Origin of the sequence: Streptomyces araujoniae (assembly GCF_050871195.1) — a bacterium.
GTDB classification, from domain to species: domain Bacteria; phylum Actinomycetota; class Actinomycetes; order Streptomycetales; family Streptomycetaceae; genus Streptomyces; species Streptomyces bacillaris.
The window spans coordinates 3,080,418-3,096,146 of the sequence record NZ_CP194070.1 but is presented as its reverse complement, the minus strand read 5'-3'; the positions used below and the strand labels follow the sequence as shown (position 1 = coordinate 3,096,146).

Here is a 15,729-nt window from a genome sequence, read left to right as displayed (position 1 = left end):
CGGCCGGGCCCTCCCCGCCGCTCAGACCGAGGCGGCCGGCTCCACCTTCACGATCCTGATCTTGCCGTTGGCCTCCGGCGCGATGGCGTGCACGGCCTCCACCTCCACGTCGAAGCCGGGAACGGCCTCCCGCACCGCCGCCGCGATCCGCTCCGCCACCCGGCTGGCCCCGGTCCCCGCAGCGAGGACCACCCGGACGGTCACCTGCGCCGGGCGCCGCTGCACCAGCTGCATCCGGGAGACCTCGGGGAAGCGCTGCACCGCGTACGTGAGGAAGTCGGCGTAGAACTCCCGCCCGTCCGGGCCCCGGAACCGGTCCTGGCTGCGCCCCTGCACCCGGAGCACCACCGGGGTGTGCCGCCCGCACCCGCAGTCGGCCGGGCCGACGGCCACCCGGTCACCGAGCCGGTAGCGGATCAGCGGCATCGCCTCGCTGTGCAGCCGGGTCACCAGGATCTCGCCCTCCGCCTCGCTGCTCCCGTCGGCGGGCACGACGGAACCGTCCTCCTGCTCCAGCTCCACCACGACGTCCGCGGCCCGCAGATGCAGGGAGCCGCGCCGGCAGGTGCGGGCGATCGTGAACACCTCGACGGAGGCGTACACCTCGTGGCAGCGCGCCCCCAGATGACCGAGGACCCGGGCCCGGGCGGTCGGCGTCAGCCGCTCACCGCCGAACAGCACCCGCCGCGCGCCCCGGTACCGCACGCCCCGCCGCTCCAGCTCCTCCACCACGGAGGCGATCACGTGCGGGAAGCCGACCAGGAAGGTCGGCCGGGCCGTGAGGAAGGCCTCGACCTGGTCGTCCAGCGTCGCGCTGGTGTCGATGTGGAACGTACGGAGCAGCCCGAACCGCTCCAGCGGGTGCCGCAGGAAGGGGTTGACCCGGAAGTAGGCCATCCGGTCCCACGGACGGAGGCCCGTCGCCAGCATGTCGTACAGATAGGACGCCCGCAGATAGCCCAGATCCCGCTCGGAGTTGCGGATCGTGATCGGGATGCCGGACGAGCCGCTGGTGGTGCCCGCCTTGGTGTTCGCCGGGGTGAAACCGGCCGCGAGCAGCTCCTCGGGGGGCCGCTCGTGGAACTCGGCCCGGTCCAGGACCGGCAGCGACGGCAGATCCTCCGGCCCCCGGAAGGCGGCCGCCGTCTCCGGTGCGATCAGCTCCCGGTAGCGCGGTACGTCGGCCTGCGCGTGCCGGACCAGCCGTACCAGCAGCCGCCGCCGCTCGGCGTCGAGGCGGTCCGGAGCGGCCCGTTCCAGCCGGTGGGTGCGGACCAGGCCGCGCAGGACGGGCACGAGCCGCATGACGGGCGAGACGGCTGACTTCACGGTGTTCTCCCCAGGGTCGGTACGCCGTGCCGGGGGCAGGCGGCGGGAGCGAAGGACCCGGCGCCCTCCGGCCGGACGTGGACGAGCGTGGGGCGGCGCCGGCGCAGCAGCGTCAGCACCGTCGCCCCGTCGAGCAGCCGGGCGTGGACCCGGGCGGTGTTGAGGTGCAGCTCCCCGCAGTCGGCGGGGACAGCGCCGAGGTGGCCGAGCCACGGCTCGTACCAGAGCGAACCGGGAGCGGGACGGGTGCGGGCGGCCGCCGCGAGGGCGAAGCGCTCCACCGCCTCCGCCCCAGCCGCCGGACCCGCCGGCTGCCCGGCCTCGCCGACCACGAGCGCGCCCCGCGCGGGCGTGGGGAGCGCGGTGACGGACCGTCCGGCCTCCGTGGCCTCCGCCGGGTCCACGGTCTCCGCCGTGTTCGCGAGCACCACCCGCCAGTCGGTGCCGTGCGCGCGCACGGGGTCGCGCAGCGCCGTGGCCACCTCGTACACTTCGCGGCCGCCGGTCCGGTGGCCGGCCAGCCGCAGCGCCTCGTACAGCTCCGCGACGTGTTCGGCGGCCGGGCGGCCGGGGTCGCGCCGGGCGAGCAGCGCCGAGCCGAGCGGCATCAGCAGATGGCGCCGCAGTTCGGCCTCCTCGCGGGTCAGCGGCGGCAGGGTGCCGGTCGCCGCGTACCGCTCCCGGTAGTACGGGACGGTGGCGACGGCCCGGCGCACGGCGCGTGCGTAACGGTGTCGGCCGCGCATCTCAGAGGACGGTGTTCTGGTCGTGGACGAGCAGCCAGTCCCCGTCGACGAGGGCGAAGACCAGCCCGAGGACCTGGCGCATCGTGTACGGCCTGCCGTCCCCGTCCAGGTCCCGGTAGTCGACGTCGAACACCGCGACCGCGGTGTCCCGGTGCAGCACGGTGCGGGTCCTCGTGGCCGTCATCGTCCAGTCGGGGTCGTCGAACCACTTCCGGTGGAAGGCGCGGATGGCGTCGGAGCCCGTGAGCGTCCCCCCGCCGGGGAGGACGATCGTCGCCTCGTGGTGGACGGTGGCCATGTAGGCCTCCAGGTCACGGGCGTCGATGGCCGCCAGGTGGTGGTCGAGTGCGGTGGTGAAGTCCATGGGTCTGCTTTCGGTCATGGGGTGTGCGGTCGGGGTCGAGGGGTGAACGGGGGGCGCGGAGAGGGCGGGAGAGGTCAGAAGGGGACGGCCACCGCGTGGCGGGGGACCGCCGTGGCGCCGAACGACTCCTTCAGCCGCCGCATGCCGGGGCCCAGCTCCACGGCGGGCACCCCGGTGGCGATCAGCCGGTCGATCTCCCGCAGATACAGGTCGAGATAGAGGTCCCGGCCGCCGTCGGAGCCGGTCACGGTGGTCAGCCAGCCGCCCGGGGCGTCCAGGACCAGGTCGAAGGAGACCGGCCGGCCGGAGCTCCTGTCGCGGTGGGCGAAGTACGAGGCGCCGGGCGAGTGGTTGAGCCGCTCGAAGTAGGCGGGCAGCAGGGGGACGACACGGCTCGGGCGGCCGGTGTGCTTCATCCGGGTCAGCTGGTCCAGCCGGCTGGCGTGCACCGGGTCGATCACGGGCACCGCCGACTCCACGACCAGCTCCGGGTCCCCGCCCACCCGCCGGTGCAGGGCCGACAGCCGGCGCCGCCTGCTCCGGGGCAGGTCCGCGAAGTACGCGTCCATGCTCTCCCAGCGGTTGTGCAGGACGGTGTTGGGGGCGGTGGCCCGCGCCCACCTCAACGGGCCACCCAGATGGGGGAGTTCGGAGGTGCCGGCGTCGAGGTGCACGATGCCCAGGCAGCGCGGGCCCAGCCGGCGGCGTACCTCCCGCTCGAAGGCGCGCGTGGCGGCCCGGCGCCCGGCGGTGTCCAGGCCGGGGGCGTACAGCCGCCCCGGGCTGAAGCTGTTGGGCACATGGACCTGGAACCAGCCGGGCACGGCCGCCCGGCCCGGCGGCCGGAACCGGAGCGCGAGCGGCCGGACGCCCAGCCGCCCGCAGAACGCCGCGACGGGTTCGCCCGCCTCCCGGACCAGACCGGCGAAGACCGGCCGGGGGCTTCCCCAGGCGGCCGCCTCCAGCAGCCCCGCCTCCCAGAGCACGCAGGCGCGGCGGTCCCCGACGAAGGCGTCCCAGCCCTCGGGCACCGGACCGTCACCGCCGGGTGTGAAGAGTTCAGCTCGCACGGCTCACGGCCTCCTGGAGGACGGGGTCGGATGCGGCGGGTACCCGTACGCACAAGGGGCGTTCACCCCGGTCGCGGTAGGCCTCCAGCGCGTCGGCGAGCACGGCCGGGCCGAAGACGTCGGCGAGGGTGTCCAGGCGGGGACCGTGTTCCGTGCCGAACAGCGCCCCGTAGATCTCCCGGAAGTCGGCCCGGGTCCGCCCGGCCCGTGGCGCGCCCGGGCCCGTGTGCGCCCTCAGCTGTTCGATGAGCAGGCCGACCGCGCCCCCGTCGGGCGGGTCGCCGGCCGCCGGCCAGTAGCGGTCCCGGCCGTGGGCCGTGAGCCAGGAGAGCGCATGGCCGATCCGCTCCTCCAGCAGGGCCGTGTCCGCACCGGGGTGACGGGCCGTGAGGTGGCGCCGTGCGGCCCCGGGCGCGCAGCCGTGCCCGTACAGCGCCCCCAGGACCGTACGCATCGGGGGCAGCGTGCCGTACCCGTCGGGCCGCTCGTCGGTCAGCAGCTCCCACAGGACGCGGGCCCGCCCGTCGCCGGACCCCGACGCCACGGACCGGGCGAACCGGTCGAACTCGTCGCAGGCGCCCAGGAACGCGGCCGGGCCGAAGCCCAGCCGCAGATCGGAGAGGCAGTTGCGGCGGGCGTACAGCCACAGCACCAGCGGGGCCGGGTGCACGGCGAGCAGATCGCGTACGTACGGGCCGCCGCCGCGCGAGCCGGAGATCTTGCCGCTGCCCCGCTCGGCGCGGACCAGCCCGTACGGGACGATCACCGGCTGCGGCGAGCCCAGATAGCCGTCGTACACCGGCCGGGTCCGGTCCATGGTGCTGCCCGCGCTGCAGTGGTCCTGGCCCGCCGGTTCGCAGTCGATGCCCTCATGGGCGACGCGCAGGGTCCAGTCCAGGGCCCAGGAGGGCTTGACGTGCGCCGGGTCGCGGGCGGTCAGTTCGGCCCCGCACGCCAGGCACCGGTAGCGCGCGGCCCGCCCGTCCAGGTGGTGGATCTCGGTGCTGTTGCGGCCGCACTGGAGGCAGTAGACGGAGAAGAGGTCCCGCCCGTCGTCCTTGCCGAGCAGCGCCGCCAGCCGCCGCGCGTCGCGCTGGTAGCGGCGCTGGATCGGGCGGTACGCACCGGACCGGTAGCGCTCGTACTGGTAGTGGGTCTGCCAGTCGCCGTCACCGTCCGGGGGCGTCCGTCCGTCGTCGTCGGCCTCCGCGGGCAGGATGCCCACCGCCCGCAGCTCGGCGAGGTAGGCGCGGCAGATGCGGGCGGCGCGCTCCCGGTGTGCGCCGAGCGGTCGCTCCCCGTGGCCCGCCAGCTCCGGCTCCCGCGCGGCCTGGCCCGCCCGTACGGGGTCGTAGTCGTCGAAGCTGAGCAGGATCGCGGAGCGGCGGCCCATCCGGCGCAGGGCCCGGTGGACCAGGTGGGCGCAGACGGTGTCCCGGAAGTTCCCGACGTGGAAGTAGCCGCTCGGGGACATGCTCGTCTGGATCAGGATGCGGTGGTGGGGCGGATGGCGTTCGGCGAGCCGGTGCGCGTAGTCCAGGGCCCAGTGCGGCGCGGTGCGGTCCTGGGCGTGCAGCGCGGGCGGCGGCGGCCCGCCGGAGGGCGCCTCCTCCGGCTCCGCCGGGCCCTGCTTCCGCGCACGTGGTCTCCTTGGCATGGCGGGAGTACAGCGCGCGTTCCGATAAAGGCCCTATACGCCGGGGAGGGCGTCCCGGTCCGCTGCGGCCGGCGTCACAGCCAGCCGTTCTCCCTGGCCGTGCGCAGGGCGTCGATGCGGTTGCGGGCGCCGAGCTTGTTCACGATCGTCGTGAGGTAGTTGCGGACCGTCCCCACGGACAGGTTCGTGGCGGTGGCGATCTGTCCGGTCTCCGCCCCCGCCGCGACGAGCCCCAGCACCTCCACCTCCCGCCGGGTCAGCGGGTTGTCCCCGATCTCCCAGGCGGACATGGCCAGTTCGGGGTCGATGACCCGGCGGCCCGCGCCCACCCTGCGGACCCCCTCGACGAGTTCCTCCGGCGACGCGTGCTTCGGCAGGAAGCCGCTCACCTGCGCGTCCAGCGCCCGCCACAGCTGGCCGGGCAGGGCGGCCCCGGTGAGGATCAGCGTCCGGCAGCCGGGCACCTGGTCCCGCAGCAGACCGGCGGCGGTGATGCCGTCCATCCCCGGCATGTCGATGTCGAGCACCGCCGTGTCCGCCTCCGTCCGGATCACCGCGGGCACCACGTCGCTGCCGCGCCCGACCTGGGCGACCACCTCCATGTCCTCCTCCATCTCCAGGAGCGCGGCCAGCGCCACCCGGATCATGTGCATGTCCTCGGCCAGCACGATCCTCTGCATGGGTACCCCCGTTGTCCGTCCAGGCCCTCCCGGTGGGCGGGCCGTTGCGACTCCGGCGCCCTGTGTACCACCGGGGAGGGCACGGGCGGCGGGGCTCGTATAGCCGAGTGATAGCGGGGCCGGTGAAGCTCTGCCACCACCACTGGAGGCAGCATCTCCCGGAAGGGGACGACATGGCGCAGGCCCTGCACGTACCGTCCGCACCGGCGGCGGAGGACGCCGGTACCGCCGAGGCCGACGCCCTCCGGCGGCGCATCGCCGTACGGGAACGGGTGCGCTTCGCCCGCGATCTGCACGACCTGCTCGGCCCGCGGCTCCTGGCGATCACCCTCCAGTGCGAGCTGGCCCTGCGCCTGATGGACCGCACACCGGAGTCGGCCCGCACCCGGCTGGCCGAGGCGCTCTCCGGGATGCGGGAGATCCAGCAGGAGGCCCGGCGGGTGGCGCACGGCTACCACTGCCTCTCCCTCGACACGGAGGTCGATGCCGTCCGCGGCCTGCTGGAGGCGGCCGGTGTCCGTGCCGAGGCGGAACCGGGACCGGCGGGCGTCGCGCTGCCCCCGCTCCTCCAGACGGTCCTGGCCACGATCGTCCGGGAGGCGTCCGCCAACGTGCTGCGGCACAGCCGTGCCCGTGTCTGCCGGATAGCGGTGGACGCACCCCCGGGAGAGGTGGTGCTGACCGTGACGAACGACGGGGCACGCGAGCCGGGACGGCCAGACCCGAGCGCGCGGGAAGGGGATTGCGGGCGCTCAGGGGAGGGCGGGGAACGCGAGGAGGGCGGCGGGGGCGGTACCGGCGGACCGGCGGTGGGCCCGGGACTGGGGCTGCGCAGCCTCGCCGAGCGGATCGCCGCCGTCGGCGGTGTGCTGGCCCACGGCCCGTATCCTTCCGGGCACTACACGCTGACGGCCCGCTTCCCCTTCCCCGGCCCCGCGCCGGACGGTCCGGTGGTGTCGCTGCCCGTGTAGCCTCCGCCCCGCCGAGTCAGCGTGAGAAAGGCCGTCGCCCGTGCCGCACACCGAGCCGTCCCCGCCCCTGACCGGCCGACCTTCCGACCGGGAGAAGCGGAAGGAGCGGGAGAAGTGGGCGGGGGCCGTCGCCCGGCTCACCGCTCCCGGCGCCCCTTTCGCCGTGGTGCTGGGGGAGCGGGGAACCCCGGAGTACGCCGACGGGCCGCGCACGCTGCGGGAGTTCGTGGAGACGACCTGGGCCTACGGGGACGCCGTCTTTCTCGTCGACGGTGAACGGCGGTGGTCGTACGGGGAGTTCTTCGCCGCCGCCTCCGCGTTGGCCGTCCGGCTGACCGAGCGGTACGGGCTGCGCCCCGGGGACCGGGCCGTCGTGGGGACGCGGAGCCTTCCGGAGTGGCAGATCGCCTTCTGGGGCGCCCAGTTGGCCGGGATCGTCGCCGTGCCGCTCGACGGGCGGGAGGACGGGGACGCGCTCGGGGCCGTACTCGACGACTGTGCGCCCGGGGTGCTGCTCGTCGACGGGGAGTGGCTGGAGCGGGCGGGGGAGTGGGCGGCCCGGCGGGACGGGGTGCGGGTGGTGCTGTTCCGGGAGGGCCGGGCGGAGGGGCGGCTTCCGGGCGGTGCGGCCGTCGAGCGGTACGCGGACTTTCCCGCGCCCGATCCGTGGGCCGCGCCCCCGGCCGTCGAGCCGCGGCCGGAGGACGACTCCGTGATCCTCTACGGGGGCGGTGCCCGGGGGGCCGTGACCACCCATCTCGCCCAGGCCGGGGCCGCGCTCGATGCCCGCTACCGGGCTGCCGCCGCCGCGCTGGCGCGGGGAGCCGTTCCGGGGCTGGGGCCCGTCCCGGAGACCCCGGTGGCGTTTCCGTTCTCCCACCCCGTCGCCCTGGCCGCCGTCTACGGGGCGATGGCCGCGGGCGGCTCCGTCGTGGCGGCGGAGGCGGAGGGCGGTGGGGGCGTCCCGTACGAGCTGGAGCCCACCCCCGTAACGGAGTTCCGGGTCACCGGCCCCTCCGGCGAGCCGGTCCCCGAGGGTGGACCGGGCCGCCTGTGGGTGCGCGGCCAGTCGGCCCCCCGTGGCCACTGGCGGGACCCGGGGGCCACCGCCGAGGCGTTCGACGGCGGCTGGTTCCGTACGGGTGATCTCGCCGTGCGGCACGGAGGAGGCGTCACCGTCGTCGGCCGGGCGGGGGAGTGAGCGCCGGAGCGGGCCGGGGCACGTCAGGGGCCGGGCGGGTCAGGGGCCGGGCAGGGCCGGGCGCGGCCGGGGAACGGGCAGGTCGGGAGCCTGGTGGGTCAGGGGCGCGGCCGGGGACCGGGCAGGTCGGGAGCCGGGTGGGTCAGGGGTGCGGTCAGGGACCGGAGAGGCCGGGGGTGCGGTCGGGAGCCGGGCGGGTCAGGGGCGGGTGACGCGGATGCGGTAGTTCCCGTTCCCGTCCTCGTCCAGTACGGATATCCGTACGCCGTTCGCCCGGTCCGTGAAGGTCTGGCCGGGGCGGAACGGGGCGTCCGACAGCTCCGCGTGGACGTTGGGGCGGCGGGTGCAGCCGCCGCTGTCCTCGGTGGCGTCGGCGACGGAGACCGGGCCCTGGCCGGTGTCCACGTCCGAGCTGACCTTGTAGATCAGCACCCCGGGGCGGCAGACCGCCTCGTCGTTGCCCCCCTCCGTACGGACCTCCACGGCATAGCCGGACTGGGCGCTCAGCGGGACGAAGGCGAGCTTCGTGCCGCCCGCCGTGGCCAGCGGGCCGAGGGTGTGTTCGCTGACGCCGGGCTGGGAGGCGCAGCTGATCTGCTCGTTGTCGAGCCAGCCGAGCTTCCACTTGTGCCAGCCCAGGAAGTCGTTGTTGGCGCCCCAGTCCTCGGACATGATGTCCCAGTGCCCGACGGAGCCGCCGCCCTCCATCGTGTAGAGGTCGGGCAGGCCGAAGACATGGCCGTTCTCGTGCGGCAGGACGCGGTAGCCCGTCTGCGCGTACGACCCCGAGCCGTCGTCCTGCCGGCTGTAGACGAAGGACGTGTTGGCCAGCGGTACGCCGTCCGCCTCCGGGGCGTCCCCGTTGCCGGAGAAGGTCACCGAGAGCACGGTGTCCAGGGCGGAGGGGCCCGCGTTGGGCGTGACCAGCACGTTGACCAGGTCGTACGTGGAGAAGTCCACCTGCGGGTCGGCCGCGGCGACGATGTCCTCGACCAGCTGCCGGTAGCCCGGTTCGAACGGGGAGCCGCGCTCGATCCCGTACTCCGCGAAGGGCAGCGGCATCCGCAGCCACTCCTTGACGGGGGCCTCGGGGCGGTAGTCGAGGCGGCCGTAGGAGCTGGTCGTGAACCAGTCGGAGGTCTGCGGGAAGAACTCCGCGAGCCGGTCCTCCGCCGGTTCCGTCGCCTCCGCGTCCGGGAAGTCGATCATCAGGTTGAGCGCCCTGATCTCGCCGGTGGAGCGGGCGTAGCCGGGAGGTGTCGGCATGCCCAGTGACATCTGGACGCCCATGGCGGTGGCGATCCGGCACGGGGCGACCGCGGAGTCCTCGGTGGTGGCGGCAGGGCCCGCCGCGGCCCGGCCGGTGCCGGGGAGGGTGGTGCTCGCCGATGCCATGGCCGCTATGACCAGGGCGGTCACCCCGGCCAGGGCGACGGGGCGGCGGTGACTGCGTATCCGGTGGCGGGGCTGCTGCATAGAGGCGCCTTCGGGGTCCGCGGCAGCCGGCCGACCCTGACTGCGCTCTGGCGATCAGCCTCTGCCGGGCGGTCCCGGGGCGCTCGCTGGGTGCGCCGATCGGTGGGTTTTCGCCTCCGGGTGATGTGACTCAGGTCACGTCGAGGGGTGGAAATAAGCGGGGAGCTGTTCCCCGTTTGCACCCGTGTCCCCCTGAAGCGGGGAGATGGTCCCCGGTTACGGATGGGGGTCGTCCAGCTACACATCGTCCAGCTGTCCATCGTCCCGCCGCGCATCGTCCCGACGGAGAGAGAGGGGAGGCCGCAGTCGTGGAGACCGTCGCCGACACCACCACCGCACAGGCGGCATCCCCGCGCCGTACGCCGAGGCCGCGGGCCGACGCGCTGCGCAACCGCGAGCGGATCATCGCGGCCGCCCGCGAGCTGTTCGTCGAGTCCGGGCCGGACGTGCCGCTCGACGACGTCGCTCGCCGCGCGGGCGTCGGCAACGCCACGCTCTACCGGAACTTCCCCGACCGCGCGGCCCTGACCCATGAGGTCGTGCTCGCGGTCACCTCCCGGACCACCCGGAGGGCCGAGGAGGCCGTCGCCGCGGAGGCCGACCCGTTCGCCGCGCTCAGCCGCTTCGTGCACGCGGCCGCCGACGAACGGATCGGCGCCCTGTGCCCGATGCTCTCCGGCGTCTTCGACCGGGACCACCCCGATCTGCTCGCCGAGCGCGACCGTCTCGAAGAGGCCGTCGAAGGGCTCGTGGCGCGCGCCCAGTCCGCGGGGCGGCTGCGCACCGACATCGCCGTCGGTGACGTGCTCGTCGCCCTCTCCCAGCTCACCCGGCCGCTGCCCGGCATCGCCTGCCTGGACATCGACCGCTTCACCCACCGCCATCTGCAGCTGTTCCTGGACGGGCTGGAGGCCCCGGCCCGCTCGGAGCTGCCCGGATCGGCGGCGACCCTGGAGAACCTGAGGCGCCGCGACTGACGCCCGCCCCGGTTCCGTACCTCGCAGTCCGTACCTCATGGCCCATAGCCCATAGCCCCGTAGCCCATACATAGCCCATGGCCCGCAGTCCGTAAGTCGCGGGCCGCAGGGCTCGCTTCCCACGTCACTTCCCCGTCCTTTCACGCACGCGTCCGTCGCTCACGCCGATGCCCGGCGCTCCCGTCAGTCCCTAGGTGGCTACTCCCATGTCGAAAACCGCTGACACCCCGCTGCCCGAGGCAGCCGAACCGCTGTCCACGGCAGCCGAACCCCGGATCCCCGATCCCGGCCGCTGGAAGGCGCTGGCCTTCATAGCGCTCGCCCAGCTGATGGTCGTGCTCGACGCGACCATCGTGAACATCGCCCTGCCCTCCGCCCAGACCGACCTCGGCATCTCCGAGGGCAACAAGCAGTGGGTCATCACCGCCTACGCCCTCGCCTTCGGCGGTCTGCTCCTCTTCGGCGGCCGGATCGCCGACCTGCGGGGGCGCAAGCGCACCTTCGTCGTCGGGCTGGTCGGCTTCGCCCTGGCCTCCGCGCTCGGCGGGGCCGCCCAGAACGAGGCGATGATGTTCGGCTCCCGGGCCCTCCAGGGTGTCTTCGGCGCCCTGCTCGCCCCGGCCGCCCTCTCCCTGCTCGCCGTGATGTTCACCGACGCCAAGGAGCGCGCCAAGGCCTTCGGCATCTACGGGGCCATCGCCGGTGGCGGTGGCGCGGTCGGGCTGATCCTCGGCGGTTTCCTCACCGAGTACCTGAACTGGCGCTGGACGTTCTTCGTCAACATCCCGTTCGCCGTGATCGCCGCCGCGGGCGCGTACTTCGTCATCCGCGAGCCGTCCGGGGCCCGTAACCGCTCGCCGCTCGACATCCCCGGCGTCGTCCTCTCCACCCTCGGTCTGGTCGCCCTGGTCTACGGCTTCACCCGCGCCGAGTCGGCCGGCTGGTCCGACGGGCTGACCGTCGGCATGTTCGCCGCCGCCGCCGCCCTGCTGCTGGCCTTCGTCGTGACCGAGTCGCGCGTACGGTCGCCGCTGCTGCCGCTGCGCGTCCTGACCGAGCGCAACCGCGGCGGGGTCTACCTCTCGCTGGGGCTCGCGATCATCGCGATGTTCGGGCTGTTCCTCTTCCTGACGTACTACCTGCAGATCGTGAAGGGCTACTCCCCGGTCCGCACCGGCTTCGCCTTCCTCCCGATGATCGCGGGCATGATCACCGGCTCCACCCAGATCGGCACCCGGCTGATGACCCGGGTCCCGCCCCGGCTGCTGATGGGCCCCGGCTTCCTGGTCGCCGCCGTCGGCATGCTGCTCCTCACCCAGCTGGACCTGGACACCAGCTACGCGGCCGTCATCCTGCCCGGCATGCTGCTGCTCGGCCTCGGCATGGGTACGGCGTTCATGCCGGCCATGTCCCTGGCCACGCACGGCATCGAGCCGCGTGACGCGGGGGTCGCCTCCGCCATGGTCAACACCTCGCAGCAGGTCGGCGGCGCCATCGGCACCGCCCTGCTCAACACCATCGCGGCCGGCGCCACCACCGCGTACGTCGCCGACCACGCGGCCCGCGCCACGGACCCGAAGCTCCTGGAGCTCCAGGCCATGGTCAACGGCTTCGCCAGCGCGATCTGGTGGGCGGTCGGCATCCTGATCGCCGCCGCCGCGGTCGCCGCCGTACTGATCAACACCGGCCGCCCGGGAACGGGCGCGGGCGGCGGCGGTACGGGAGGTGCGTCCGGCGCGTCCCGCACGTCCGGCGCTTCGGACGGGAGCGCCGAGGGTTCCGAGGACGAGTTCCGGATTCCGGTCATCGCCCACTGACACCCTGCTTCGCCGGCCCTTTCGAGCCCGTCCGGCCCCTTCGGGCCCCTTCCGGCCCCGAGACCTGCCCTGGTTCCGCCGCTCAGCGGAGCCAGGGCAGGTCCGCGTCCGCGCCTTCCGGTTCGAGGCCGTGGGCGAGCACCCGCATGATGTCGCCGAGGCTGCGCACCTGCTCGGGCGTGAGCCGGTCGAAGAGCGCCTGGCGTACGGCGTCGACATGGCCCGGGGCCGAGCGGCCGAGCATCGCGTACCCCTCCTCCGTGAGCACCGCGTTCTGGCCGCGCTTGTCGGAGGGGCAGTCCTCGCGCCGCACCCAGCCGTTCTTCTCCAGCCGGGCCACGGCGTGCGAGAGCCGGGAGCGGGTGATCTTCGCGTTCCTGGCCAGCTCGGTCATCCGCATCCGGCGCCGGGGGGCCTGGGAGAGCTGGACGAGCAGTCCGTAATAGGTGTGGGGCATGCCCGCATCCCGCTGCAACTGGCGGTCGAGGTGGTCCTCCAGCAGCGTGGTGGCATGCAGATAGGCACGCCAGACGCGCTGCTCCTCATCGGTGAGCCAGCGGGTCGCGCTGGGGGATGCCGTGGTCATGTACTCCACTGTACGACCTTTTCTTGAAAGTTGAACTAGATAGGGCTAAGATCTCCGAAGGTAGGAACTTGAAGTCTCAAGAACCTCTCGGGAACCTCTCACATGCCTTCGGATCCATGATCAGATCCGATTCCAGTGTTCCGATTCCAGTGTCCAGTGGATGGGGAGACGCCATGACCGTCACCGCGGAGCGCATGCCCGCCCTCTACCTGTCGCACGGCGCCCCGCCGCTCGCCGACGACCCGGTCTGGCCCGGCCAGCTCGCCGCCTGGTCCGCCGATCTGCCCCGGCCCCGCGCGATCCTGATGGTCTCCGCCCACTGGGAGGAGGCCCCGCTCGCGCTCGGTGCCGTCGAGCCGGTCCCGCTGGTCTACGACTTCTGGGGATTCCCCGAGCACTACTACACCGTGCGCTACGACGCCCCCGGCGCCCCGGAGCTGGCCGACAGCGTGCGCAAGCTGTTGCGCGGAGCCGGGACGCCGGTCCAGGACATCCCCGACCGGGGGCTGGACCACGGAGCGTACGTACCGCTGGTGGAGATGTTCCCGGACGCCGGCATCCCCGTACTCCAGATCTCCATGCCGACGCTCGACCCGCAGAAGCTGATGGCCATCGGGCGCAAGCTCGCCCCGCTGCGCGACGAGGGCGTGCTGATCGTCGGCAGCGGCTTCTTCACCCACAACCTGGCCGCCCTGCGCCACCAGGGCGGCGGGGTCCCCGGCTGGTCGGCGGAGTTCGACGACTGGGGCGACCGCGCGCTGCGGGCCCAGGACATCGACGCCCTGCTCGACTTCGAGCACACGTCCCCCGCCGGAAAGCTGGCCCACCCGCGCACCGAGCACTTCGCCCCGCTCTTCGTGACGCTGGGCGCCGCCGAGGAGGAGCTGGACCGGGGGCGGAGCGTCATCGACGGCTTCTGGATGGGGCTGGCCAAGCGCTCGGTGCAGTTCGGCTGAGCCCGGCCCGGGAAGCTCCGGCTCCGGTCCGGGGGAGGCCGGCCCGGGGGAGGCGGACTCGCCCGGGACCGGTCGGGCCGCTTCCGGTCCCGCGGAAGCGGCCCCTCCCGGGCCCGGTGCGGTCCGGGCCGACGGGGCCGCGGGGTGCGGCGGCGGTCGGCCCGCCGGGGCGGCGGACGGAGGCCCGGGGTTCACCAGACGGGGGTGTTCAGCTCGGCCGCGCGCCCCGCGGCGATGAGCGCGGTCGCGTCCCCCACGTCCAGCGCCGTGTCGGCGAACTTGATCGTGTGGTCGTCACCGTGTGCCGCCGCCCGCTCGAACACCTCCTGCGGATCCCGCGGCCCGCTCCGGAGCTCCGCTACCGCCACCCCCTCGCGCGGCCCGTAGGCGGAGGTCACCGCGGCGCTCGCCGTCCAGGCCGCGTGCAGGCTCGGCACCCACAGCGAGTCGGGGAGCGCGGGCAGGGCGCGCAGGACCGCGTTGGGCGCGGTCGCCGCGTGGACCAGCATGATGGGCGAGGCGTGCCCGTGGGTCGCGTAACGGTGGGTGGCGGCCGTGATGAGCTCCTGGAGCGCGGTACGGACCGCCTCCGGCCCCTGGGGGAGCGCGCCGGGCCAGTCGGGAAAGGCGGTGAGCCGGCCGAGCCGGACCAGCATCTCGCCGTCCTGCTCCGCGATGAGCGGCACCCGTTCCAGGGCGTCGGCCGCGTCGGCGGGCCCGGCGAGGCGCTCCAGCGGGGGCAGGGGCTGGAAGCGGGCGGCCCAGTAAGCGAGGGCGTGGGCCAGTTCCCGTACGCGCGGGGCGGTCTCCTCGCCGTCCAGCAGCGTCAGTACGGAGTGGCCGACCCGGATCACCCCGTGGGTGGCACCGCCCGTGATGCCGGGCAGCAGCCGGGGCCACCACTCCGCGAGGACGGCACGCCACGGGAGGCTCTCGGTCTCCCGCTCGAAGAACACCGTCCAGTCGCCGACGCGGTCGATGTCGCCGAGGGCCTCGTGCCAGTTCCCGGAGGTCACCGGTTCGACGGAGCCCGGCATGTCCTCCAGCCGGGAGCGGTACTGGTCGAGCCAGCGGTGCACGGCCGGTGCCTGCCCGCGCCGCACCAGGGCCTCGACGGCCATGGGCGCGTGGTTGCTGAGCCAGCCGTCGCGCTCGGGCCCCGCCAGATGGATGCGCTCCAGGGCCTCGTCGAGGGTGCCCGAGGTGTCGTGGGCGTCCGGGGAGCCGTTGGAGCCGTTGGAACCTTTCGGGCCGGAGGTGCCCGAGGCATCGGATAAGGCGGAGGTGCCCGAGGTGCCGGGTGCCGGGCTCCGGCGCCCGTCCCCGTTCCGGTGGCCGTCCGCCGGGGTGACCGCGTGGTTGCGCTGGGTGTCCGTCATGGATCTCACGGTAGGCGCGCGGACGGCCCGGCGGATCGGGCTGAGGTCCCGGTCGGCGGAGGACGGACCTCCGCCTCGGGACCTAGGGCCTGCCGCCGAGGACCCCGGGTGTGACCCGGGCCGGGGGTGACGCGAGCAACCCCGAGGCGATACGGATCGTCTTCCTGGGTAGACGCGAGGTCGGAGCGGTTCGGGCGCTCCCGGGGGTTCCGCGGCCCCCGGAGGCCCGGACGCCGGGGTGATCCGGACGTGGCGTTCTGCCCCAAGGGTGTGGCATCCGGTGAGCGCCATCTCACCGGACCGGCTGTCACCGGCCCCGCCAGGGCCTCCGGTGCACCGGAGAAACCAGCCCTGACCTGGGCTTACGGGGGTACCCGCACGAGGCGTCCGCCGCTCGGCGCCGGACAGGGTACTGCATGATCGCGAAAATGAATGGGTGGCATGGGAATTCTGTCCGGATTCCAGTCGTTGTTTCCATCGGATGCAGGGCACCCGGAAGGGTGTCGCGACCTACTCAGCA

The 15,729-nt window shown here is 74.1% G+C and carries 14 protein-coding genes; 5 read left to right on the top strand and 9 right to left on the bottom strand.

The window, feature by feature from the left end; all coding sequences use genetic code 11:
- Window positions 1–21: 21 nt before the first annotated feature.
- The 6 genes from ACQ9ZG_RS13090 to ACQ9ZG_RS13065 form a co-directional block, all read right to left on the bottom strand.
- The gene (locus tag ACQ9ZG_RS13090) at window positions 22–1,329 is read right to left on the bottom strand and encodes a phenylacetate--CoA ligase family protein (protein ID WP_109917109.1); all 1,308 of its coding nucleotides are present in this window, start codon (window positions 1,327–1,329) and stop codon (window positions 22–24) included.
- Complete coding sequence (locus tag ACQ9ZG_RS13085) at window positions 1,326–2,075, bottom strand: hypothetical protein (protein WP_499280535.1); 750 nt, start codon at window positions 2,073–2,075, stop codon at window positions 1,326–1,328. The genes ACQ9ZG_RS13090 and ACQ9ZG_RS13085 overlap by 4 nt, the downstream gene beginning before the upstream one ends.
- Window position 2,076: 1 nt before the next feature.
- Window positions 2,077–2,457, bottom strand: coding sequence for a YybH family protein (locus ACQ9ZG_RS13080; RefSeq protein WP_237522911.1), 381 nt, complete (start codon window positions 2,455–2,457; stop codon window positions 2,077–2,079).
- A gap of 56 nt (window positions 2,458–2,513) precedes the next feature.
- Entirely contained in the window at window positions 2,514–3,509 is a 996-nt protein-coding gene (locus ACQ9ZG_RS13075; protein ID WP_499280534.1) for a hypothetical protein, read from the bottom strand.
- Window positions 3,499–5,166 carry a nucleotidyl transferase family protein gene (locus ACQ9ZG_RS13070; protein WP_499280532.1) on the bottom strand — a complete coding sequence of 556 codons (1,668 nt, stop codon included), beginning with the start codon at window positions 5,164–5,166 and terminating at the stop codon, window positions 3,499–3,501. Before ACQ9ZG_RS13070 ends, ACQ9ZG_RS13075 begins: the two co-directional genes overlap by 11 nt.
- A gap of 74 nt (window positions 5,167–5,240) precedes the next feature.
- Window positions 5,241–5,846, bottom strand: a complete 606-nt coding sequence (locus ACQ9ZG_RS13065; protein WP_084994687.1) for a response regulator transcription factor — start codon at window positions 5,844–5,846, stop codon at window positions 5,241–5,243.
- 173 nt (window positions 5,847–6,019) lie between these two features.
- Here ACQ9ZG_RS13065 and ACQ9ZG_RS13060 point away from each other — a divergent pair, with 173 nt between their 5' ends.
- Together ACQ9ZG_RS13060 and ACQ9ZG_RS13055 are read left to right on the top strand one after the other, a co-directional pair.
- Complete coding sequence (locus ACQ9ZG_RS13060) at window positions 6,020–6,817, top strand: sensor histidine kinase (RefSeq protein ID WP_258312404.1); 798 nt, start codon at window positions 6,020–6,022, stop codon at window positions 6,815–6,817.
- A 40-nt stretch (window positions 6,818–6,857) separates the two neighbouring features.
- Window positions 6,858–8,018: a class I adenylate-forming enzyme family protein gene (locus ACQ9ZG_RS13055; RefSeq protein WP_109917266.1), complete on the top strand. Its 1,161-nt coding sequence runs from the start codon at window positions 6,858–6,860 to the stop codon at window positions 8,016–8,018.
- 198 nt (window positions 8,019–8,216) lie between these two features.
- On the opposite strand, the gene ACQ9ZG_RS13050 is transcribed toward ACQ9ZG_RS13055, so the two are convergent.
- Window positions 8,217–9,494, bottom strand: a complete 1,278-nt coding sequence (locus ACQ9ZG_RS13050) for a M6 family metalloprotease domain-containing protein (protein WP_109916081.1) — start codon at window positions 9,492–9,494, stop codon at window positions 8,217–8,219.
- Between the two features lie 308 nt (window positions 9,495–9,802).
- On the opposite strand from ACQ9ZG_RS13050, the gene ACQ9ZG_RS13045 reads away from it, so the two are divergent.
- Window positions 9,803–10,471: a TetR/AcrR family transcriptional regulator gene (locus tag ACQ9ZG_RS13045; protein ID WP_109916080.1), complete on the top strand. Its 669-nt coding sequence runs from the start codon at window positions 9,803–9,805 to the stop codon at window positions 10,469–10,471.
- 206 nt (window positions 10,472–10,677) lie between these two features.
- Window positions 10,678–12,288 (top strand): MFS transporter, encoded by a 1,611-nt coding sequence (locus tag ACQ9ZG_RS13040; RefSeq protein ID WP_258312221.1) that lies wholly within the window; start codon window positions 10,678–10,680, stop codon window positions 12,286–12,288.
- Window positions 12,289–12,370: 82 nt separating this feature from the next.
- On the opposite strand, the gene ACQ9ZG_RS13035 is transcribed toward ACQ9ZG_RS13040, so the two are convergent.
- Window positions 12,371–12,883, bottom strand: a complete 513-nt coding sequence (locus tag ACQ9ZG_RS13035; RefSeq protein ID WP_028417488.1) for a MarR family winged helix-turn-helix transcriptional regulator — start codon at window positions 12,881–12,883, stop codon at window positions 12,371–12,373.
- Window positions 12,884–13,047: 164 nt separating this feature from the next.
- Between ACQ9ZG_RS13035 and ACQ9ZG_RS13030 the strand changes: the two genes are divergently transcribed.
- Entirely contained in the window at window positions 13,048–13,830 is a 783-nt protein-coding gene (locus tag ACQ9ZG_RS13030) for a dioxygenase family protein (protein WP_084994701.1), read from the top strand.
- Between the two features lie 191 nt (window positions 13,831–14,021).
- On the opposite strand, the gene ACQ9ZG_RS13025 is transcribed toward ACQ9ZG_RS13030, so the two are convergent.
- Window positions 14,022–15,209, bottom strand: coding sequence for a questin oxidase family protein (locus ACQ9ZG_RS13025; RefSeq protein WP_109915501.1), 1,188 nt, complete (start codon window positions 15,207–15,209; stop codon window positions 14,022–14,024).
- Between the last annotated feature and the right edge of the window lie 520 nt (window positions 15,210–15,729).